The organism is Thalassospira sp. NFXS8, assembly GCF_040148805.1.
Lineage (GTDB): Bacteria > Pseudomonadota > Alphaproteobacteria > Rhodospirillales > Thalassospiraceae > Thalassospira.
Genome location: NZ_JAGEMF010000003.1, coordinates 363,488 through 384,820 on the forward strand (window position 1 = coordinate 363,488; position 21,333 = coordinate 384,820).

General features: G+C 52.4%; 18 protein-coding genes. 9 read left to right on the forward strand and 9 right to left on the reverse strand.

Annotated features, from left to right (window positions below):
* Positions 1-24: 24 nt before the first annotated feature.
* Positions 25-1,011 (reverse strand): TRAP transporter substrate-binding protein, encoded by a 987-nt coding sequence (locus tag J4E05_RS18015; RefSeq protein WP_349598433.1) that lies wholly within the window; start codon positions 1,009-1,011, stop codon positions 25-27.
* A gap of 26 nt (positions 1,012-1,037) precedes the next feature.
* Positions 1,038-1,748 carry a GntR family transcriptional regulator gene (locus tag J4E05_RS18020; protein WP_349598436.1) on the reverse strand — a complete coding sequence of 237 codons (711 nt, stop codon included), beginning with the start codon at positions 1,746-1,748 and terminating at the stop codon, positions 1,038-1,040.
* A 130-nt stretch (positions 1,749-1,878) separates the two neighbouring features.
* On the opposite strand from J4E05_RS18020, the gene uxuA reads away from it, so the two are divergent.
* From uxuA to J4E05_RS18035, 3 genes are all read left to right on the forward strand, one after another.
* Positions 1,879-3,099 (forward strand): mannonate dehydratase, encoded by a 1,221-nt coding sequence (gene uxuA / locus J4E05_RS18025; protein WP_349598439.1) that lies wholly within the window; start codon positions 1,879-1,881, stop codon positions 3,097-3,099.
* A complete protein-coding gene (locus tag J4E05_RS18030; RefSeq protein ID WP_349598442.1) occupies positions 3,099-4,565 on the forward strand; it encodes a mannitol dehydrogenase family protein in 1,467 nt (488 codons plus the stop codon). Before uxuA ends, J4E05_RS18030 begins: the two co-directional genes overlap by 1 nt.
* 202 nt (positions 4,566-4,767) lie before the next feature.
* On the forward strand, positions 4,768-6,090 hold the full coding sequence (locus J4E05_RS18035) for a DUF445 domain-containing protein (RefSeq protein WP_349598445.1): 1,323 nt from the start codon (positions 4,768-4,770) through the stop codon (positions 6,088-6,090).
* A 61-nt stretch (positions 6,091-6,151) separates the two neighbouring features.
* On the opposite strand, the gene J4E05_RS18040 is transcribed toward J4E05_RS18035, so the two are convergent.
* The 7 genes from J4E05_RS18040 to J4E05_RS18070 form a co-directional block, all read right to left on the reverse strand.
* A complete protein-coding gene (locus J4E05_RS18040) occupies positions 6,152-7,234 on the reverse strand; it encodes an ABC transporter ATP-binding protein (protein WP_349598448.1) in 1,083 nt (360 codons plus the stop codon).
* A 40-nt stretch (positions 7,235-7,274) separates the two neighbouring features.
* Positions 7,275-8,348 (reverse strand): Gfo/Idh/MocA family protein, encoded by a 1,074-nt coding sequence (locus J4E05_RS18045; RefSeq protein ID WP_349598450.1) that lies wholly within the window; start codon positions 8,346-8,348, stop codon positions 7,275-7,277.
* A 1-nt stretch (position 8,349) separates the two neighbouring features.
* A complete protein-coding gene (locus tag J4E05_RS18050) occupies positions 8,350-9,372 on the reverse strand; it encodes a Gfo/Idh/MocA family protein (RefSeq protein ID WP_349598452.1) in 1,023 nt (340 codons plus the stop codon).
* A 45-nt stretch (positions 9,373-9,417) separates the two neighbouring features.
* Positions 9,418-10,296 carry a carbohydrate ABC transporter permease gene (locus J4E05_RS18055; RefSeq protein ID WP_085591199.1) on the reverse strand — a complete coding sequence of 293 codons (879 nt, stop codon included), beginning with the start codon at positions 10,294-10,296 and terminating at the stop codon, positions 9,418-9,420.
* A complete protein-coding gene (locus J4E05_RS18060) occupies positions 10,289-11,287 on the reverse strand; it encodes a carbohydrate ABC transporter permease (protein ID WP_349598455.1) in 999 nt (332 codons plus the stop codon). Before J4E05_RS18060 ends, J4E05_RS18055 begins: the two co-directional genes overlap by 8 nt.
* A 5-nt stretch (positions 11,288-11,292) precedes the next feature.
* Positions 11,293-12,588 (reverse strand): ABC transporter substrate-binding protein, encoded by a 1,296-nt coding sequence (locus J4E05_RS18065; RefSeq protein WP_085591201.1) that lies wholly within the window; start codon positions 12,586-12,588, stop codon positions 11,293-11,295.
* A gap of 318 nt (positions 12,589-12,906) precedes the next feature.
* The gene (locus tag J4E05_RS18070; protein ID WP_349598458.1) at positions 12,907-14,205 is read right to left on the reverse strand and encodes an ABC transporter substrate-binding protein; all 1,299 of its coding nucleotides are present in this window, start codon (positions 14,203-14,205) and stop codon (positions 12,907-12,909) included.
* 225 nt (positions 14,206-14,430) lie between these two features.
* Here J4E05_RS18070 and J4E05_RS18075 point away from each other — a divergent pair, with 225 nt between their 5' ends.
* The 6 genes from J4E05_RS18075 to J4E05_RS18100 all read left to right on the forward strand — a co-directional run bounded on the left by J4E05_RS18075 (position 14,431) and on the right by J4E05_RS18100 (position 21,325).
* Positions 14,431-15,099 carry a TetR/AcrR family transcriptional regulator gene (locus J4E05_RS18075; RefSeq protein WP_349598461.1) on the forward strand — a complete coding sequence of 223 codons (669 nt, stop codon included), beginning with the start codon at positions 14,431-14,433 and terminating at the stop codon, positions 15,097-15,099.
* Between the two features lie 134 nt (positions 15,100-15,233).
* Positions 15,234-16,382, forward strand: a complete 1,149-nt coding sequence (locus tag J4E05_RS18080) for a Gfo/Idh/MocA family protein (RefSeq protein WP_349598464.1) — start codon at positions 15,234-15,236, stop codon at positions 16,380-16,382.
* 3 nt (positions 16,383-16,385) lie between these two features.
* Positions 16,386-17,558: a dihydrodipicolinate synthase family protein gene (locus tag J4E05_RS18085; RefSeq protein ID WP_349598467.1), complete on the forward strand. Its 1,173-nt coding sequence runs from the start codon at positions 16,386-16,388 to the stop codon at positions 17,556-17,558.
* Between the two features lie 9 nt (positions 17,559-17,567).
* Positions 17,568-18,995, forward strand: a complete 1,428-nt coding sequence (locus J4E05_RS18090) for an enolase-like domain-containing protein (protein ID WP_349598470.1) — start codon at positions 17,568-17,570, stop codon at positions 18,993-18,995.
* 56 nt (positions 18,996-19,051) lie between these two features.
* Positions 19,052-19,894 (forward strand): sugar phosphate isomerase/epimerase family protein, encoded by an 843-nt coding sequence (locus J4E05_RS18095; RefSeq protein WP_349598472.1) that lies wholly within the window; start codon positions 19,052-19,054, stop codon positions 19,892-19,894.
* A 150-nt stretch (positions 19,895-20,044) separates the two neighbouring features.
* On the forward strand, positions 20,045-21,325 hold the full coding sequence (locus tag J4E05_RS18100) for a Gfo/Idh/MocA family protein (protein WP_349598475.1): 1,281 nt from the start codon (positions 20,045-20,047) through the stop codon (positions 21,323-21,325).
* Positions 21,326-21,333: the final 8 nt, after the last annotated feature.

A 21,333-nucleotide genomic window follows, 5' to 3' on the forward strand; every position in this document is an offset into this window, starting at 1 on the left:
CCTGGCAACCGGGCTGTTTGGGTCTTATTTCTTTTTGGCAAACAGGTCTTCGACAATCGGGCGAATGTCGTCAGACACGTTTTTCAAAACCGCAGCTTCGGCTTGCTTGGCGAAGGCTGCCTGGTCCACATCAACAAAGGTCATGCCTTTGTCCTGCAATTCCTTGGTCAGGCGTTTTTCGTCATCCAGGAACAGGCCACGTTCAAATTTCTGGGCCCGGTTGGCAGCTTCCATCACGGCTTTTTTGTCCTCATCAGACAGTTTCTGCCAGGTGATTTCCGAAATGGTCAGATAGATCCAGGACCGGACATGTTCGGTCTTGTTCACATATTTCTGCACTTCGTTAAAGCTGGCCGATTCAATAAGGGCCAGCGGGTTTTCCTGTGCATCAATGGTACCAGCCTGAAGAGATGTGAACACTTCGGAGAATGCCATCGGGGTCGGGCGGGCACCAAGGGTTTTCCATACGTCCACAAACAGCGGAACGTTCGGGACGCGCAGTTTCAAACCGTCAAGGTCGGCCGGTGTTTTGATCGGGCGGTTTGATGTCAGGTCACGCGGGCCACGGGCAAAATAGGCAATCGGGCGGATGCGCGCACGTTCAATAATCTGTTCTTCAATTTTCTTGCCAATGTCGCCACTGGCAACTTCGTCCATTTCCTCAAGCGAGGAATAGGCATAAGGTACCGCCAAAAGGGCAGCCATCGGCGCCCAGTTTTGCAGGCTTTCACCGGTAATGGTCATATCGACCGATCCCAGTTGCATGCCGTTGATCAAATCGATTTCCTTGCCCAAAGTTTCGTTCGGGAAAACCTGCACATCAATACGACCATCGGTCAGCTTGGACAGTTCTTCACCAAATTTAACAGCGGCTTTGTGCCAGGCGTTCTGTTCGTTGGCAAGGTGCCCCAGTTTCAGGGTCATTTCGGCGGCCATTGCACTGTGCGTCATCAGCAGTGCCGCAGCCCCGGCCATAAGCATGGTTTTTGTTTTCTTGAACGTAAGCATCATTTTTCCTCCCGTTATGTGGTGATGCCTCAGGGGGACAATACCGGATCGGCATTGTCGAATAGTTCGGATCTTGATTTGGCAATGTCAGGCAGGGTCAGCAGGATTTCGCGGGTATGGCGGCGCATGGCAGCACCGGCCTGTTCCGGGTTTCCTGCCTCGATGGCGGTTAAAATGGCCTCGTGCTGGGCCACAATGTCTTCCATCGAAAACTGAAAATAACTCAGGAAACGAACGCGATCCAATTGCGCACGCACGTCTTCAACCACTTTCCACGCATATGTTTTGCCCGCAGATTCCGCAAGGCAACGGTGAAAATCGTGATCCAGACTTAGAAATGATTTGGCGTCGTTTTTCATGGCGTTGCGCTGGGCCGCGATCAGCTCGCGCAGGCGGTCAATTGCACCGTCGGCCGGGTTGCTGGCAACGTAACTTGCAATGTCGGCCTCAATTGCTTCGCGTACAAAGCGCGCATCAAGCACAGATGAAACCGAAATTTTGCGCACATAAGTGCCGCGTTGCGGGCGAATTTCCAGCAATCCCTCATCGGCCAGCTTGATAAAGGCTTCGCGGACCGGCTGGCGGCTCACATCATAGGATCGTGCCAGTTCAGCTTCGGAAATACGAGCGCCGGGCAAAAGATCGGCGCAGACAATCCGCTCGCGAATAATGCGATGGATCTGCGGGCCAACCGCCTGATCCGGGGAAACGGACCAGTTATATTCGCCGGGATCGGTCATATTTTAACTCCTTGCGTTTTTTGCTTATGATGCATACTACCATACTAGTCAACCATAATCTGTCATGTTATGATGACCATCAGACTTATAGACCGTGGACATGCAGCCACGCCAACACAGAGAGAACAGCATGAAACAAACCTGGAGATGGTTCGGCCCGCACGATTTGGTCAGCATTGACGATATTTGTCAGGCAGGGGCCGAAGGGGTGGTTTCCGCCTTGCATCATATTCCCAGTGGTGCCGTCTGGAGCCCGGCCGAAATCACCAAACGTCAGGCCGAAATTGCCACTATGAAAGACGGTGTGGCGTCCGGTTTGAAGTGGGATGTGGTTGAAAGTCTGCCGGTTTCCGAGGCCATCAAAAAGCAGGAAGGCCCGTGGCGCGACCATATCGAGGCGTATAAACAAAGTTTGCGCCACCTTGCCGCTGCCGGGATCGACATTGTCTGTTATAATTTCATGCCGGTTCTGGACTGGACCCGCACGCACCTGAACTGGCGGTTGCCCAATGGCGCGACCTGCATGCGGTTTGATCTGATCGATTTTGTTGCCTTTGACTGCTTTATTCTGGCCCGTCCGGGGGCGGATGAAGGTTATGAAGCGGCCTTGCTGGCTCAGGCCAAAGAACGCTTTGCCAATATGGATGATGCGCGTCGCGAACAATTAACCCGCACGGTGGCCTTTGGCCTGCCCGGGTCGGTCGAAAAACTGACACTGGATGATTTGCGCGGCTTATTGGCCAGCTATGCCGGTATTGATGCCGAACAACTGCGCCGCAACCTGATCGATTTTCTGGCCGAAGTGGTGCCGGTTGCCCGCGAAGTGGGCATTCGTATGTGCTGTCACCCCGATGATCCGCCCTTCGAACTTTTGGGCCTGCCACGCATCATGTCGACCGAGGACGACTATCGCCGCGTTATTGAAGCGGTTGATTTGCCCGAAAACGGCATTACCCTGTGTTCAGGCTCGCTTGGTGTTCGCGCTGAAAATGATTTGCCAGGCATGATGAAACGTTTGGGCCATCGTGTGCATTTCATTCATTTGCGCAATACCTTGCGTGAAACCGAAGGTCTGCCATGTTCGTTCCATGAAGCCGACCATCTGGGTGGTGACACCGATATGGTGGATCTGATCGAAGCCATTTTGGACGAAGAAACCGCCCGTAAGGCTGCAGGGCGTGCGGACTGGAACATTCCGTTCCGCCCCGATCACGGGCATGACATTTTAGATGACCTCAACCGTCAGGGGCAGCCGGGGTATCCGGCAATTGGTCGCCTGAAAGGTCTGGCCGAATTGCGCGGTATCATGACGGCCCTTATGGCGCGCCCCAATCGCAAACCGGCAGGCTGATGATGACAGTTTCTTCATTAACTCAACAGGATGGCTGGCCGGAAAATTCGCTTTCCAATCGGGGCAACGGCATTGTTCATATCGGGGTAGGGGCTTTCCATCGGGCGCATCAGGCCGTTTATACCCAGCAGGCAATGCTGGCGGCTGGGGGTGATTGGCGCATTATTGGCGTTTCACCGCGCAGCACCGATATTGCCGATCAGCTAAATGCGCAAAACGGCGCTTATTGTGTTGTCGTGCGCAACCCGGCCGGGGATGAATGCCAAACCATTCATGCCATTTCCCATGTTCTGGCCGCTGCGCGCGATGGCGATGCCGTTATGGCCGCCTTGTGCGACCCGGCAATCCGGATTGTGACCTTGACGGTGACCGAAAAGGCTTATGGCATTAACCGTCACACCATGACGATGACAACAGACCATGCCGCCATCGCCCATGATCTTGCCGATCCGCATCATCCAACAGGTGTTTTGGGATTGCTGACCGAAGCCTTGCGCCGTCGCCGGGATGCTGACGTGGCCCCGTTTACCTGTCTGTGCTGCGATAACTTGCCGGAAAACGGCGTTGTGCTGCGCGCCGGAGTGATGGATTTTGCCCGTCATATCGACCCGGACCTTGCGGGCTGGATCGAACAGCACGTCCATTTCCCAAGCGCGATGGTCGACCGTATTACACCAGCTTCAACTGCGCACACTTTTGAAACCGTGCGCGCCATGACCGGGCATGACGATGCCTGTGCTGTTGAAACCGAACCTTTTTCGCAATGGGTGATCGAGGATGATTTCCCAACCGGCCGTCCGGCGTGGGAACAGGCCGGGGTGTTGATGGTCGACGACGTGCGCCCGTTTGAGCATATGAAACTAAGAATGCTAAATGGTAGCCATTCACTGATTGCCTATTTAGGCCAGCTTGCCGGTTTTAAATATGTACGCGATGTCATGGCGGATGACGATTGTGTTGCAATCGTGCGCCGTCATATGGCCGCAGCGGCCAAAACACTTACACCAGTTGCCGAACTGGATTTTGCCGTTTACAGCGACGATCTGATCGCCCGGTTTAAAAACCCGGCCATAGCCCATGAAACCCGGCAAATCGCGATGGATGGTACTGAAAAACTACCCCAACGTTTGCTTGCGCCGGCACACGATGCCTTGTCACAGTCCGACGATATCGCGACGTTTGCTTTCGCGGTTGCCATGTGGATGGCTTATGTTCACAAACTGGTGGCAACGGGCCGTGGCGATGAAATATCCGATCCGAAAAAGGATGCGATCATATCGGCGCTAACGGGTAAGGATAATGCCGCTGCGATTTACGCCGCACTTGTGGCTTTACCCGCGCTGTTTGACCCGCAACTTTTGGCTGTTCCACAATGGCAGCAGGCTGTCATTGCCAGGTTGCATATCATTATCGAAGACGGTGTCATATCAACGCTACAGGCAGAGTTGGCAGGTAAAATCGCCTAGTTCTGGCCTGTTAACGTTGTTGTATTTTTCCATGCCCGCCCGGTTTTGCCTGGCGGGCATGTTGTTTTGTGCAGGCAGGCATATGTACCGATCTGACAGGCCAAGTTGCAAAGGGGGGCTAAAAACACTATTTGCACGCATCAGGCCCTGGTGGTGTATCACGGACAGGCACCTGTGATTATATTGAACTGGAACGAAATTGATGGCACAGCCTTCGCCGCAAATTTTTACGCAGTCCGACGATGCTGTTGCGTTCAAGGCGCAAAAACTGGCGCGTAAAAAACGGCTTGCCTTGTTAACGTTGCTTCTGGCTTGTGGCTGTTTTATTGGTCTGACCATTTATGATCCGGGACATCATAATGTGTGGGTCGGCCTGTTTGTTGCGATGGCCGAGGCTGCGATGGTGGGGGGCCTGGCCGACTGGTTTGCCATTGTTGCCCTGTTTCGCCATCCATTGGGGTTGAAAATTCCCCATACGGCCATCATTCCGCGCAGCAAGGATAAAATCGCCCGCAACCTTGCCGATTTTATTTGCGATCATTTCCTTGGTAAAGACCATGTAATTGATAAAATTCGCGAATTTGATCCGGCGGACCGGTTGGCAAAATATTGTGCTGCGCCCGAAACATCGGCACAAATCGCCGATCTGGTGGTAAAATTTGCTCCGCGGCTGATGTATTTGCTCGACAGTGCCGAATTACAGGAATTTGTTCGGACAACCACGCGCGAAAAACTGCGTGATATGGATGGCGGAAGGCTTTCGGCCCGGTTTTTAACGATCCTGACCCAGGATGGTCGTCATCACGAATTAATTGACAGCTTGTTAAATGACATTGCTGATTTTACCAACAGCGACGAAACCCGCAATATGCTGGCCGATAAAATTGCGGGCGAACTATGGTCGGTTTTGCGCTGGGTTAATCTTGATAAAGCTGTGGCCGATAACATTACCGAAAAGGTGGCCGTCGGCCTGCGCGAACTTATTCAGGATCTGGCCGAAAACAAGGATCACGAACTGCGCCGGAAATTTGAAAGCAAAATACCGCTTTTCATCGATCGTCTTAATACCGATCCGGTCTTACGGAACCGGATAGACCAGTTTCGCGACCGGATGCTGGAAAATCAGGAATTATCCGATTATATCGGCCATATCTGGCGCAAAACCCTTAACTGGATCAAGCAGGATTTTGCCAACCCCAATTCCGAAATTCGCAGGGCGGTGATGGGGGCATCGCGCAATATCGGCACCAAACTTGATGCCGATCCCGACATGAAAATGTGGCTCAATACCTGGATTGTCGGAACAATTGATCCTTATATCGAAGAATATCGCGAAAAAATCCGCAGTTTCATTATGGAGCGGGTAAAGGCCTGGAGCGCGGACGAACTGACAAGCCAGCTGGAACTGGCAATGGGAAGCGACCTTCAGTCGATCCGCCTGAACGGGACCCTTGTTGGTGCCCTTATTGGGGGTATTCTATTTGGGTTGATGCAGTTTATCGGCTGGGCAGCGGGGCAAATGTAACGCCCGAATGCAGGTTTTGCATCCGGGCGTTTGCAACGATGATCAGCCAGATTGAATTAAGCTATATCGTCGTCCCATCGGGGCCAAAAACATGGCAATGCGCAATGTCAAAAAAGGCGGGGACCGTGCTGCCATTAAAGATAACCTGTTGCCCTGCCAGCGACATATTAATGGTCTGTCCGTCCGGGCTTCGGGCGTAAAGCAAGGTTTCATCGCCCAGGTTTTCCACCAGGTCAACTTGCAGGTCCGCCAGTTTGATTCCGCCGGTTTCCTCGCGGTTCAAATGTTCAGGACGAAGGCCCAATGTCACTGGCATGTCGCTTTCAACCGCACGCAAGGCACGCGGCAATTTTATGCTGGCACCACAGGCACGAATAACGGTGGCATCCGCGCTGGTGCTTTCAATAACACCTTCTAAAAAGTTCATTTTCGGGCTGCCGATAAACCCGGCCACAAACCGGTTGACCGGATGATTATATAAATCAAGCGGTCGTCCCACCTGTTCAATCCGCCCGGCATTTAAAACCACAATTTTATCCGCCATGGTCATGGCTTCCACCTGGTCGTGGGTAACATAAATCATGGTGTTGCCCAGCTGGCGGTGCAGGCGGGCAATTTCAACCCGCATTTGCACGCGCAATTCGGCATCCAGGTTCGATAATGGTTCATCAAACAAAAACAGCTTTGGTTCGCGCACAATCGCACGGCCAATGGCAACCCGCTGGCGCTGCCCGCCCGATAATGCCTTTGGCTTGCGCTGTAATAACGGTTCAATTTGCAATACGCGGGCGGCCTGTTGCACACGGGGTTCAATCTCGGCTTTTTTATAGCCCGCCGTTTCCAAACCGAATGCCAGGTTTTTATAAACCGACATATGCGGATACAGTGCATAGGACTGAAAAACCATGGCAATGCCGCGTTCGGATGACACAACCTCGTTCATCCGTTCGCCGTCCATCATCAGGGCGCCGCCGCTGATTTCCTCCAATCCGGCAATCATGCGCAGCAGGGTCGATTTGCCACAGCCCGACGGGCCAACAAAAACGGCAAATTCACCTGGGTCGATTTGCAAATCTATGCCATGGATAACGTCAAATACGCCGTACCGCTTTTCAACTTTTTCCAGAACCACGCTGGTCGTCATGATAGGCCTCCTCCCGAAGGGCTGGTCGTTTTGACCAGTGTTATTTGGTTTTTGCGCGCCATGACGCGTATTTGGGGCTATCGGCATTTACCGGTAATGCGACCTGCGCCCCACTGTCCGATGACTGATAAATGGCCGTTACAAGTTCCAGCGCACGCCTTGCATCAATGCTGCTAACGGGCAGGGGGCCATTGCCGCATAAATAGCGATGGAAATGTTCCATTTGCGTTGTAAAACGCGGGCTAACCGGTTGCCAGTCGCCAATAACCTCGTCAATCTGGCGCTGAACGGCATCATTCGCAGCCAAAATTTTCCACGGGTCCTTGCCCGGGGCATACGGTTCGTGGCTGCTTTCAAATGTCACATTTTCAAAATGTAACCGTAACCGGCTGATCTGTTCCTGTGATCCAAGGGTGCAAGACAACGAAACAAACGCGCCATTGGCCATTTCAAGGCTGGCGCTGGCGCAATCTTCAACCTCAATATCATTAACCCGTGTTGCCACCCGGCCAAAAACCTTGGTAATCGGGCCCATCAGGTGCATCATCATATCGTGCAAATGCAAAGCGTGCGTAACCAGTACGCCGCCCAGTTCCGTATCCCATTTGCCCCGCCATGGCACGGCATAATAATCCGCTGTGCGCAGCCAAAATGTCTCGACCGAACCCATATAGGCTTTACCGGCAATGCCGGCATCGATAATGCGCTTGGCTTTTTCAATGCCATCGCCGTACCGATATTGAAAAATTGGCATCAGGGTGCCTTTGGCGGTTTTCTCGGCTGCTATAATTGCATCCACATCGGCGAGCGACCCGGTCAGCGGCTTTTCGCAAATCACGTGTTTGCCACTGGCAAGGGCCGCAACCACCTGTTCGCGGTGAATGCCCGGCGGGGTGCAAATGTCGATAATATCAATATCGTCGTTTTGCAAACATTCCTCGAACGATGTGGTCCGAACGGGAATGTCAAATTCATCGGCAACAGCGTTCAGGCGGTCTTCATTTAAATCGCAAATGGCAGCAACTTTGAATTTGTCGGGGTGGGGCACATATCCTTCAATAATGTGCGATTTACCAATGCCACAGCCAATAACGGCAACGTTTTTACGGGTCATGTTATTTATCCTCCGAACTGGCAATGTCTTCGGCCATTTTTTGCGCGCTTAAGGCCAGTTCCATGGCATTAAAAACCCGGCTTTGCGGAATGGCGGTTTCGGTGCGGTCGCGAATGTCGGCTAAAAACTGTTTGCCAAACGGCAATTCGATATCGTTGCAATCAATATGGCGCACACCTTTCCTGTCGGTCAGGAACAAATGGTTTGGCCCCTCGCGCCCGCCAATATCTATGTTTTTGCGAATTTCAATTGCCCCATAGGTGCCGGTAATCATCAATCGGCCGTCACCCCAGCTTGGCAATCCTTCGGGGGTAAACCAGTCCACATGGATCAGGCCATTGGCATTGTCCGTCGCCATGTGAATATCGCCAGTATCCTGTAATCCGGGCGTGTCGCTATTGGCGCGGTTGCTAACGCTGGCAGACAGTATTTTGGCGCTGTTGCGGTTGGCAAAAAACAGAAACTGTTCACATTGATGCGATGCAATGTCTGTTAAAATGCCACCATAAAGCGAGCGGTCAAAAAACCAGCCCGGGCGGGTGGGTTTGCGTAAACGATGCGGGCCAATGCCCACGGTATGAATGACTTCGCCAATGGCCCCATCCGCCACCAGTTGCCCGGCCTTTACCGTGGCGCGGTTCTCAAAATGTTCGGAATATAAAATGTTATATATTCGCCCGGTTTCGGCCTGTACGCGCTTGACATCGGCCAGTTGATCAAAGCTGATCATGCCGGGTTTGTCGCTTAAAACGTCTTTGCCATGCTGCATTGCTTTAATTGAAATACCGGCACGTTCGGTCGAAATTGCCGCAGTGACAACAATGTCAATGCTGCCATCTTCCAATATTGCGGCGGGGTCCGTAACACGTTTGGCATCGGGGTATTTTTCACCAAATTCCCTGGCAAAAGCCTCGTCTGTTTCAAAAAAAGAAACCAGTTTTGCGCCAGCCCGGATCAGGCAGTTGCACTGTCCGTAAATATGGTCGTGCTGAATGCCAATGGCGGCAAATTTTATGTCAGTCATGATTACTCCACATCGATTGTGGTTACATCAAAGATGTATGAGGGGTCAGCGTTTCAGGCCGGTTGTGGCAATGCCTTCAATCAGCAGGCGCTGGAAAAACAGAAAGAAGAAAAACACCGGCACCAGCGACAGGGTCGACATGGCAAACAAACCGCCCCACTGTGATGATCCCGAGCTATCGACAAAGGATCGCAAGCCAAGCTGCACCGTGTAATTGTTCATATCGTTCAGATAGATCAGCGGGCCAAAGAAATCGTCCCAGGTCCACAGAAAGGAAAATATCGCCGCTGTTGCCAAAACCGGTGTCGAAAGCGGCAGCATGATTTTCCAGTAAATGCGCCAGGCACTACATCCATCCATGCGGGCGGCTTCGTCCAGTTCACGGGGAATACCGCGAAAAAATTGCACCATCAGGAAAATGAAAAACGCATCGACAGCCAAAAATTTTGGCACCACCAGCGGCAATATCGTGTCGACCCATCCCAGTTTTAAAAACAGCACATATTGCGGAATCAGCGTTACATGATACGGGATCATCAACGTGCCCAGCATGATCGCAAACCAGAAATTGCGGCCGGCAAATTTTAACCGGGCAAAGGCATAGGCGGCTAACGAACAGGCAATCACATTACCGGCAACCGACAACACCGAAATCACCAGCGAATTCCAGAAAAACTGCCCAAATTCAACGCGTAACCCGGTCCATCCCTTCCAGTAGGATGAAAGGTCAATCGCGGATGGCAAAAGCGACGTTGAACTGAAAATCTCGGCTTCGGGCCGAATGGAGGCCGACAGCATCCATAACAGCGGATAAAGCATGATGATGGAAACCACCATCAGCAACGTATGGAAAAGCAGGCTGACAAACCGGCTGCGGCGCGGCGAAATGCTGTCATCCTTGCTGAAAATAGCCAGACTAGTCATCGTAATGCACCCAGAAACGCGCGGTCAAAAACGAGAAAGCGGTAAACAGCGCAATGATCACCACCAGCACCCATGCCAGGGCGGAGGCATAACCCATACGGAAAAACCCGAACGCTTCCTGATACAGATACAGGGTATAAAACAGCGTCGAATTGATCGGGCCCCCGGTGCCGCCTGAAATGATGAAAGCTGGTGTAAAGGCCTTGAAGGCATCAATCGTTTGTACAACCGCGTTAAAGAAAATCACCGGCGTTAGCAGGGGCAGGGTAATTTTGAAAAACTGCCGCCATTTTGAAGCGCCATCAAGGCTGGCTGCTTCATACATGTCGCCTGGTATCTGGCGTAAACCCGCCAGAAAAATAATCATCGGCGATCCAAACTGCCAAATGCTCAGGATAATCAACGTCCAGATTGAATAACTGGGATGGCTGATCCAGCTTGGCCCCTCGATCCCGAATTCAGCCAGAATGCTGTTAACCAGGCCGTCGCTGGCAAAAAGCTGCCGCCATAAAACGGCAATCGCAACGCTGGTTCCCAACAGGGACGGCAGGTAAAATACGGCCCGGTATACCGGTAATCCGCGAATGCCCCGGTTTAAAACCACGGCCACACCCAATGCAAATGCCAGTTTCAACGGAACTGAAAACAGCACGAAAAACAGTGTGACACCCATCGATGCCGCAAATTTTGGATCAGAAGTTGCGATCCGTACGTAATTTGCCATGCCGACCCAGTTTGGTGCGCGCAACAAATCAAAATCGGTGAAAGAAAGATAAAGCGATACAATCGCCGGGCCCAGCGTCAGCCCGAAAAAACCAATGAACCACGGCAATAAAAACATATATCCCGGCCCGCTGCCTTGCCATGCCCGGCCAAGCCAGCTGGTCGGCTGTGGTTTGCGTTGCGGGTGGTGCGGGATGTGCGTTTTCTGGTGTGGCGGTCCTGCTGCGGCGATATTTGCCGCAGCAGGACCTGTCATCTTGTTACCCATAATGCCTAGCTCCGCTCAAGGATCGCCGCTGCATCTGAAACAAAGGCGGCACCGGCATCTTCGGGAGACGTTGTATCAAAGCCGACTTCTTCGTTTTTACGTTTGATCATAAGCTGGATTTCGCCCGCACCCTTTGGCGGGGGTGGGGGCAACGGCCCGGCAAATTTGTCGCCCAGCGACCCGATATATTCAATCTGGATACGGTCAGCTTCCTGTGACTCTTTCTTAAGAACCTCACGCATTTTCGATGATTCCGGTACGCCGCGCTCGACATCAAGCACACGGGCCGCATCCGGGTTATTCACAAAAAAGCTGATGAATTTGGCCGCCGCCTCTGGGTTTTCGGTGTCGCCCGCAACACTGAACAACATGGATGGCTTGCGATATTGCCCCGGTCGGGAATCCCCTGATTTAACCGGGTAGGGGCCCATGGTTAGCGGGTCCTTGTTAATTGCCTGATAGCCAACCAACTGGTTCGAATGGGCAAAACATGCACCCGCACGGCCCTGTGACAATGGGCTGGTTTCAATCGTCAACTGGTCAAGTGATTGCACATCGGCCGGTACGCACGCTTTGCGCTCGCGCATATCAACCCAAAATGAAAACCATTCACTGGCGTCTTTCTCATCAAAACCCAGCTTGCCGTCGGCGGTATAAAGCTGCTTGCCGCGCTGGCGCAACCATGTCTCGAAGGCTGGTTCAAGCCCGCCCTGATCTGCACAGCCGTAAAAACGGCTACGTTTGGTGGTATTGGTCAGTTTTTCACACTGGTCACCAAATTCTTCCCATGTCTGGCCAGGCTGGGGCATATCCATGCCCGCTTCTTCCCAGGCAGCCTTGTTAATCATCATGGCAACCGAATTTGCCCCCAGGCTAATGCCATAGGTTTTGCCATTCACCTGGCCGCCAGCAACGCTGTCCTTGCTGAAATTCGACACATCAAGGGTGCCGTCCGCCATGTATTTATCAAGTGGCAGCAAAACATCCCGGCGGGCATATTCAAAAATGTAGCGGTAATCCATTTGCATCACATCGGGCGCATTGCCGCCGGATGTCTGGGTTGCAAGGCGCGACCAGTAATTGTCCCAGCCTGCACTTTCACCATCTACCTCGATATCGGGGTTGGCGTCCTGAAAAAGGTCCACTACCTTATATGTCCGCTCGGACCGGGCCTGGGACCCCCACCATAATAACCGCAAGCGAACATCCCGGGCAAAGGCGATCCGGGGGTTTATCACGCCAAGGGCAAGGGCACCCGCCCCACCGGTCAGAAATGCACGCCTGTTTATCGAAAACGTCATCGTCATCCTCCCTGCTGGTTCGCCATTCAAGTGGCGTTTTTGTGGGTATGGTTGTTCTAAATAACTATTTAGTTACAATTAGGGCAATTGAGATCCGAAGTGTCAACTGTTTCTTGCAAGTAATTTGGCAAACAAAACCTACGTATAGGTTCCGGGTTTATTTGTTCGGACAGACTCTGCCAAATACTGAAAATATCATTGTCAGTATGCAGATTTGGCATTCTCTATGGCGGCGCAGCATTGTTTTGTGCGCTGCAAATGATCACGGCATTTCGGCCTCGATAAAATGCCGTGATTTGATTGTTTGTTTTGGAACGTTTAGTTTCGGTCCAAAATTTGCGAGGCTTCCTCAACAAGTCGCGCACCGGCTTCGGCGGGGCTTAAAACGTCAAAACCCACCTGTTCGTTAACCTGTTTGAACAGTACCTCAATTTCACCCGCACCCAGCGGCGGTGCCGGAGGCAATGGCCCAACCAGATCATCGCCAAGCGAAGCGATATATTCGACCTGCATTTTGTCGCCATCCCCTAGCTCGGATTGCACGCTTTTACGGACAGCAGCCGACACCGGCACACCCCGTTCAACGCCTAAAACCTTGGTCGCGACCGGGTCGTTAACAAAAAAGCTGATAAATTCGGCTGCTTCCTTGCCATGGTCTGAGCTGTTCGCAATCGAGAAAAATTGCGATGGCTTCAGATATTGTCCTGGGCGGGATTTGCCCGCCTTGACTGGATAGCACGTCATTGCCAGTGGATCCTTATTGATCGCAATATATCCAACAATCTGATTTGAATGAACAAAACAGGTTGCCGCGTGCCCGGTCGAAAGCGGATTGGTATCAATGGTGTCTTTTGACAGGGATTGAATATCGGCGGGAACACATGCCTGTCGTTTTCGCATATCCGCCCAGAACTCAAACCATTCGGTAATTTCCTTTTCACCGAAATCAAGTTTGCCGTCATCAGTATAAAGTTCTTTACCGTTCTGGCGCTGCCAGCACTCAAATGCCTTGTCCTGGCCGCCTTCATCGGTACAGCCATAAAAATTACGACGTTGGGTTTTGCGGGTCAGTTTTTCGCATTGCTCGCCATAATCTTCCCAGGTCATTCCTGCATGGGGAATATCCAGGCCGGCTTCCTGCCACGCGGCTTTGTTAATAACAACAGTGGCCGAATTTTGCCCTAAATTGACACCATAAAGTTTATTATCAACCCGTCCGCCATCCAGGCCGATCTTGCTGAAATCCGTAACATCAAGTGCGCCCGATTCAATAAACGGGTCCATCGGGGCTAATACACCACGCCGGGCATATTCAAATATATAGCGGTAATCCATCTGAATAATATCTGGTGAATTGCCGCCGGATGTCTGGGTTGCCAGCCGGGGCCAGTAATTGCTCCAGCCCGTACTTTCGCCTTCAATTGCAATGTCGGGGTGCGACCTGGTGTATAGGTCAATCACTTTAAATGTGCGTTCAGCGCGGCTTTGTGACCCCCACCATAATAAACGCAAGGCGGTTTTATCCTGGGCAAAGGCACGCCGCCCGCCCAGCATGGCAAGGGACGTAGCACACATCCCACCGGCTATAAATTGCCGTCGATTAATGGTTAAATTCATTGGTTATCCTCCCTGATTAGCCGTTTTTTGTTGTGAGGCCTGCGGTAGAACTTGAATTAAATAACCAATTGGTTACAATTAAAGGGAAGGGCCAAACGCCTGTCAAGAAGATGTTTGAAATTCAGCCATGTGTTGTTGATTTTTTTTACAAGTGTGCTGTTTTCTGGGGCAATCACAATCTGTGGCAGCTGTTTTTCTCAAAAATATTTATCAACCGGGGGATGAATGACCGACTCGCAATCCAGGCCGAAGCCAGCCAAAACCAAATCAAAAACAGGCCAGCGTGACCCTGAAAGAACCCGTGCCCTGATCCTTGAGGCTGCGACCAGTGAATTTGCCGAAAAAGGTATTGGCGGGGCGCGAGTCGATGCCATTGCCGCCCGCGCCGGTACCAACAAAAGAATGCTCTACCATTATTTCGGCGATAAGGATCAGCTCTATACAGCGGTTTTGGGCAACGCCTATGCCGGTATTCGAAATGCCGAAAAAAAACTTAATCTTTCCGGGCGCACACCAGAGGACGGAATCCGCGAACTTGCTTTATTTACATGGCATTACTTCGTTGATCATCCCGAATTTCTAAGTCTTTTGGGCACCGAAAACCTGCACCGCGCCGAATACCTCAAACAGCTTTCCTACATTCCCGAAATGCATTCGCATTTTATAACCGAGCTGGCACAGGTTCTGAAACGAGGCGAAGCCGACGGCGTTTTTCATGCGGGCATAGATCCGCTGAATGTTTATCTGACAATGGCCTCGATGACCTGTTTTTACCTGAATAATCACTACACGCTTTCAACGATTTTTGGCCGCGACCTTATGTCCGGCGACAATCTGGACGCGTGGATGCAGCAAATCGTCTCTGTCACCCTGGCATCTATTCGCGCGCGTTAAAATTGTCGCGCTGTTGTTTTTCTGTTGACAAGGGCGTCGTCGCTTGGCCTTCTTGTAACCAGTTAGTTACGTCGCGATGGTGATGGTGAAAATTGCTCATCTGCCAAAAACAAGCGACCGGACGGGAGGAAAAAATGACACGTATCGGGATTATCCTGCACGGTGTAACCGGGCGCATGGGCTATAACCAGCATCTGGTGCGCTCCATTCTCGCCATTCGCGATCAGGGGGGGATTGATCTGCCATCGGGTAAACGCCTTGTCGTCGATCCGATTATTGTTGGTCGTAATGCCGACAAAATAGAATCTCTTGCCAAAAAACACGGTATCGAACGCTGGACTACCGATCTGGACGCCGCCCTTGCCAACCCCGAAGACAGTATCTTTTTTGATGCCGGTACGACGCTGATGCGTGCGGAATTACTGTCAAAGGCGCTTGATGCAGGCAAGCATGTTTATTGTGAAAAACCGATATCCGATGATTTGCAAGTTGCCATAGATCTCGCAACCAAAGCTCGAAATTCCGGTCTGAAACATGGTGTAGTACAGGATAAATTGTTCCTGCCCGGTTTGCGGAAACTCGCTCTTTTGCGGGATTCCGGTTTTTTTGGGGAAATCCTCTCGGTCCGTGGTGAATTTGGTTATTGGGTTTTTGAAGGGGACTGGGGTGTTCCTGCCCAGCGACCGTCCTGGAATTATCGCAAGGGGGATGGTGGTGGCATCATTCTCGATATGCTGTGTCATTGGCGCTATGTCCTCGATAACCTGTTTGGCAATGTCAAATCGCTGTCGTGCATCGGGGCAACCCATATTCCCAAACGTATTGACGAAAATGGTCAGCCTTACCCCTGCGACACCGATGACGCGGCCTATGCCACGTTCGAACTCGAAGGCGGCGTCATCGCGCAAATCAATTCATCCTGGGCGGTGCGGGTGCGCCGGGATGATCTGGTAACGTTTCAGGTCGATGGCACCCATGGTTCTGCCGTTGCCGGGCTTACCAAATGCTGGACCCAGCACCGGGTAAATACGCCCAAGCCGGTCTGGAACCCCGATCAGCCGCAAACGATTGATTTTTACAAAACCTGGGACGAAGTGCCCGATACCCAAAATTTTGATAACGGGTTCAAGGCCCAGTGGGAAATGTTCCTGCGTCATGTCGCCGAAGATACACCATGGCCCTATGGCCTGGAAGCCGGGGCCAAGGGCGTGCAACTGGCTGAACTGGGCCTTAAATCCTGGGCCGAACGTCGCTGGCTTGATGTTCCCGATCTGGAGTTTTAAGCCATGCTTGCACTTGATCTTCCCCGGGATGGTAAACTGGTTTCCTACCAGCTGACGGGTGACCCAATAGTCGTTAAAAAACGCGAGGCCGCGGATTTTCCCCGCATTGCCTATGCGGCGGCTCACATCGTTGCCGATCCGATGGTGGCGCATGATCCATGGCTGGAACCTGCCATCGACTGGGACCGAACGCTGGCTTTTCGGCATCGTTTGTGGGATCTGGGCCTTGGTGTGGCGGAATCAATGGATACCGCCCAGCGCGGTATGGGCCTTGGCTGGAATGAAGCCCGCGAACTGATTATCCGCTCGCTGGCCGAAGCCAAAAATCGTCCGGGCGCCCGTATTGCCTGTGGCGCCGGGACAGACCATTTGGCACTGGACCCCAGGGTGACAATTGAAGATGTCATCGCCGCTTACGAACATCAAATTGAAGCCATCGAAGCCCATAACGGGCAGATCATTTTAATGGCCAGCCGCGCCCTTGCCGCGATCGCCAAAGGGCCGGAGGATTATGCCCGCGTTTATGGGCGTATTCTGTCGCAAGTCAAACAACCCGTCATTATTCACTGGCTTGGCGAAATGTTTGATCCTGCCTTGCAAGGATATTGGGGCGGTGATGACCATATGGCGGCAATGGAAAACTGTCTGGCGATCCTGGCGGACAATGCGGCGAAAATTGACGGCATCAAAATTTCCCTTCTTTCAAAAGAAAAGGAAATCGTCATGCGCCGCAAACTGCCCGCCGGGGTGCGCATGTATACGGGCGATGACTTTAATTATGCCGAACTGATTGCCGGTGACGAACAGGGCCATTCCGATGCGTTGCTGGGCATTTTTGATGCAATTGCGCCAGCGGCATCCATGGCACTTGCCGCTTTAGGTCGTGGCGATAACGACCAGTTCTTTGATGTGTTAAATCCGACTGTGCCGTTATCACGCCATATCTTTCGTGCGCCCACACGGTTTTATAAAACCGGCGTTGTTTTTCTGGCCTATCTCAATGGGTTGCAAAACCATTTCACCATGATCGGTGGTCAGCAATCCACGCGCTCTATCCTGCATTTGGCCGAACTTTTCCGTCTTGCCGATCAGGCCCGTGTTTTGGCCGATCCGGAAATGGCCGTTGCCCGAATGAAACCGGTTTTAGCCCTGCACGGCATTGAAAGCGGGCGTTAGGGGGTAATCATGGCCGACTATCCAGACATTCGTGTCATTAACATTGCCGCATTTGAACGCACAACACCGTTCCGCTTTCCTTTCCGGTTTGGTGTGGCAAAGGTAACGCAGGCGCCGCAACTTTTTGTTCGTGTCGTCATCGAAGACGGGCAGGGGCGATCCGCCATGGGTCAGTCGGCCGAAATGATGATGCCCAAATGGTTTGATAAATCCGCCGATCTGACAACGGATGATAACATCAACCAGCTACGCCGGTCTGTCACACTGGCGATGGAGGCCGTTCAAACTGCGGGGCAGTCAACGCCTTTTGGTTTGCATGCACGGATTCTGGCCGATCATGGCGAGGCCTGCCGTCAGCATAACCTGCCGGGGCTGGTTGCATCCTATGGTCTGGCACTGGTTGACCGCGCCATTATTGACGGGTTCTGTCGGTTGCACGGTTTAACTATTGCCCGTGCTGTGCAAACAAATGCCCTTGGCATCACCAGCGAGACGACGCCGGATCTATCCGGTTTTGATCTTTCCGGCTTTTTGGCAAAACGGGTGCTTCGCCCGTCAATTGCCATTCGCCATACCGTTGGTTTGGGCGATGTTCTCTGGAACCGCGACCTTGCCAAGGCAGACCAGCTTAACGATGGCCTGCCACAAACGCTGGAAGATGTCATTGCCACCTACGGTCATCGTTTTTTCAAACTAAAGGCATCGGGTCATATTGATCAGGACATTTCCCGCCTGCTTGCCATTGCCAATGTGCTGGACCAAAAGGTCGGGCAGTATCAATTAACCATTGATGGCAATGAACAGTTTGAAAATGACGACCATGTTGCCAACCTGATTGGCCGGATCGAGGGCGAAGGCGGGCTTAAAAATCTGTGGCAATCCACGCTGTTTCTGGAACAACCCGTTGCCCGTGCTGCCGCATTGTCACAGCCCCTGGGGGATTTACGCACAAAAATTCCGTTCGAGATTGACGAAAGCGATGATGCAATCGGGGCTTTTCTTGCTGCAAGGGATTTGGGATATCGCGGCATTTCGTCAAAATCCTGCAAGGGGTTTTATCGTGCCATTCTAAATTGTGCCCGTGTTGCCAGCTGGAACAATACAGCCGGTTCGGATCAATACTTCATGTCCGCCGAAGATCTGACAACCCAGGGCGGCCTTGCCCTGCAACAGGACCTTGTTTTGGCAAATCTGATCGGGGCGCGCCATATCGAACGCAACGGCCATCATTATGTCGCCGGGATGGCTGGCGCATCACCCGCCGAGCAGGCGGAATATTTAAACCTTCATCCCGATCTTTATCACGCCACAGCCAACGGCCAGGCACGGTTATCGATCCAGAACGGGCAGGTTTCCCTAGCCAGCAGCAACGATGCCATTGGTCTGGGCTGCGCCGTTACGCCGGACTGGAAAGCAATGGCACCGCTGGCATTTTGACACATTAAAAACCAACAAAAATGCCCGGCCAAACCGGGCAATAAGGGAGGATAACAATGTCTGCCGATGGGTTATCGATTAATCTTGCAACCGTGCGCGAACAATGGGGTTTTGCCGAGGCCGTCGATGGCTGTTTACGCCACGGCATCACCGCCATTGCCCCGTGGCGCGAACAAATCGCCAAAATTGGCCTCGCTGAAGCCTCACGCATTGTGCATCAAAACAACTTGCATTTAACCGGTTTGTGCCGGGGCGGTTTTTTCCCCGCCGCCACAGCCGATAAACGCGCCGCCGCAATAGATGATAACCGCCATGCCGTGGATGAAGCCGCCGAACTGGGGGCGGATTGTCTGGTTTTGGTGGTTGGCGGTCTTCCTGAAAATTCCCGTGATATTGTTGCTGCCCGGCAAATGGTGGTTGATGGCCTTGATGCCCTGTTGCCCCACGCCCGGGCCTGCAATGTCCCCCTGGCAATAGAACCCTTGCACCCGATGTATGCCGGCGATCGTGCCTGTGTAAACACGCTGGGCCAGGCCCTTGATATGTGTGAAATATTGGGCCCGGGAATTGGCGTTGCCATAGATGTGTATCACGTCTGGTGGGATCCAAGCCTGGCCACCCAAATCGCGCGTGCCGGAAAGATGAATGCCATTCTCGCCCATCATATTTGCGACTGGCTGGTGCCCACCCGCGATATGCTGACCGATCGGGGCATGATGGGCGACGGCGTCATCGACCTTCCCGCCATTCGCCGCATGGTCGAGGCCGCAGGGGTAAAACCAAAACAGGAAGTCGAAATCTTTTCCGCACAAAACTGGTGGTTAAAACCCGGTGACGAGGTTTTGAAAACCTGCATTGAACGTTACGAAAACAACTGTCAGGCCGATAGCCCCGCCTAGTTCATATGTGAATATAAACAAAATCCATGCCGTTGCCTGGCGCGCATGAAAAAACAGAATTTCCGGCCCGCACCCTGACCGCATCTTTTGGCAACGGGGTGTATTTACGTCGCCCCCAAAAGCGGCGACCTGTCAGAGAGGATCAACGTCATGGCCCAAACCGAAACAACATCCAAAACAGAAAGAAGAAGTTACGTTTTAATTGGCACGGGCAACCGGGGCACAACCATGTGGGGGCGCGATTTGCTGGCCGGTTGGTCCGAGCATGTTGATCTGGTTGCGATCATAGATAAAAATGAACTGCGTGCCCGGCGGGCCCGCCATATGATCAAAAGCAACGCGCCAATATTTTCCAGCGTCGAAGAGATGCAAAAAGCTGGCATTGCCCCGCAAATGGCAATGGTCTGCACACCGGACGATACCCACGACGAAATCGTTGTGCAAATGCTTCAGGCCGGTGCCGATATCATTACCGAAAAGCCGATGACAACAACGGTCGAAAAAATTCGCCGGATGCTCGAGGCCGAAGCACGCAGCGGCAAACGTATTGATGTGTCTTTTAACTATCGTTATTCGCCAACGGCCGCCCGTATCAAGGAATTGCTGATGCAAGGTGCCATTGGTAAGGTGACATCGGTTGATTTCCACTGGTATCTTGATACCGCGCACGGGGCCGATTATTTCCGCCGCTGGCATGCTTACATTCGCCATTCCGGCAGCCTGTTTGTCCATAAGGCGACACATCACTTTGACCTGCTAAACTGGTACCTCGACAGTACCCCGCAAACAGTTTCGGCCTTTGGCAAATTGTTGAATTACGGCAAAAACGGCCCGTTTCGCGGCGACCGCTGCCAAACCTGCCCCCATACGGTGGATTGCAATTATTTCTTCGATATTTCCAGCGATCCGTTTCTGGATGCCCTTTATGAAGACCCGGCAAAAGAAGACGGTTATTTCCGTGATCGCTGTGTGTTTCGCGAAGATATCGATATCCCCGATACAATGGTCGCCAATATCGGATATGCCAATGATGTGCAGGTGTCCTATTCGCTAAATACTTTCCAGCCCATCGAAGGGCATCATATTGCTTTTAACGGCACCAGGGGCCGGATTGAACTGCGCCAACACGAAGATCAGCCATGGGATATGCCCGATCAGGACGAAATCCTGTTAATTCGCAATTTCCCTAATGATGGTGAAGAAAAACTGGAACGCATTATTGTCCCCCATGCGGAAGGCGGCCATTACGGCGGTGATAACCGGATGCGCGATATGATTTTCAAGCCCGGCCAAACCGACAAATTGCACCAGCGCGCCGGGGCCAGGGCAGGGGCCTATTCGGTATTATGCGGTATTGCCGCACTCAAAAGCGCAAAAACCGGTGAAGTCGTAAAAATTGACGACCTCATGCCCGATATCGCCACGTCATAAGGCATTCA

Excerpts from the sequence above, each read along its gene's own strand:
- J4E05_RS18015 (WP_349598433.1), bottom strand. The coding sequence starts at position 1,011 with ATGATGCTTACGTTCAAGAAAACAAAAACCATGCTTATGGCCGGGGCT.
- J4E05_RS18020 (WP_349598436.1), bottom strand. The coding sequence starts at position 1,748 with ATGACCGATCCCGGCGAATATAACTGGTCCGTTTCCCCGGATCAGGCG.
- uxuA (WP_349598439.1), top strand. The coding sequence starts at position 1,879 with ATGAAACAAACCTGGAGATGGTTCGGCCCGCACGATTTGGTCAGCATT.
- J4E05_RS18030 (WP_349598442.1), top strand. The coding sequence starts at position 3,099 with ATGATGACAGTTTCTTCATTAACTCAACAGGATGGCTGGCCGGAAAAT.
- J4E05_RS18035 (WP_349598445.1), top strand. The coding sequence starts at position 4,768 with ATGGCACAGCCTTCGCCGCAAATTTTTACGCAGTCCGACGATGCTGTT.
- J4E05_RS18040 (WP_349598448.1), bottom strand. The coding sequence starts at position 7,234 with ATGACGACCAGCGTGGTTCTGGAAAAAGTTGAAAAGCGGTACGGCGTA.
- J4E05_RS18045 (WP_349598450.1), bottom strand. The coding sequence starts at position 8,348 with ATGACCCGTAAAAACGTTGCCGTTATTGGCTGTGGCATTGGTAAATCG.
- J4E05_RS18050 (WP_349598452.1), bottom strand. The coding sequence starts at position 9,372 with ATGACTGACATAAAATTTGCCGCCATTGGCATTCAGCACGACCATATT.
- J4E05_RS18055 (WP_085591199.1), bottom strand. The coding sequence starts at position 10,296 with ATGACTAGTCTGGCTATTTTCAGCAAGGATGACAGCATTTCGCCGCGC.
- J4E05_RS18060 (WP_349598455.1), bottom strand. The coding sequence starts at position 11,287 with ATGGGTAACAAGATGACAGGTCCTGCTGCGGCAAATATCGCCGCAGCA.
- J4E05_RS18065 (WP_085591201.1), bottom strand. The coding sequence starts at position 12,588 with ATGACGTTTTCGATAAACAGGCGTGCATTTCTGACCGGTGGGGCGGGT.
- J4E05_RS18070 (WP_349598458.1), bottom strand. The coding sequence starts at position 14,205 with ATGAATTTAACCATTAATCGACGGCAATTTATAGCCGGTGGGATGTGT.
- J4E05_RS18075 (WP_349598461.1), top strand. The coding sequence starts at position 14,431 with ATGACCGACTCGCAATCCAGGCCGAAGCCAGCCAAAACCAAATCAAAA.
- J4E05_RS18080 (WP_349598464.1), top strand. The coding sequence starts at position 15,234 with ATGACACGTATCGGGATTATCCTGCACGGTGTAACCGGGCGCATGGGC.
- J4E05_RS18085 (WP_349598467.1), top strand. The coding sequence starts at position 16,386 with ATGCTTGCACTTGATCTTCCCCGGGATGGTAAACTGGTTTCCTACCAG.
- J4E05_RS18090 (WP_349598470.1), top strand. The coding sequence starts at position 17,568 with ATGGCCGACTATCCAGACATTCGTGTCATTAACATTGCCGCATTTGAA.
- J4E05_RS18095 (WP_349598472.1), top strand. The coding sequence starts at position 19,052 with ATGTCTGCCGATGGGTTATCGATTAATCTTGCAACCGTGCGCGAACAA.
- J4E05_RS18100 (WP_349598475.1), top strand. The coding sequence starts at position 20,045 with ATGGCCCAAACCGAAACAACATCCAAAACAGAAAGAAGAAGTTACGTT.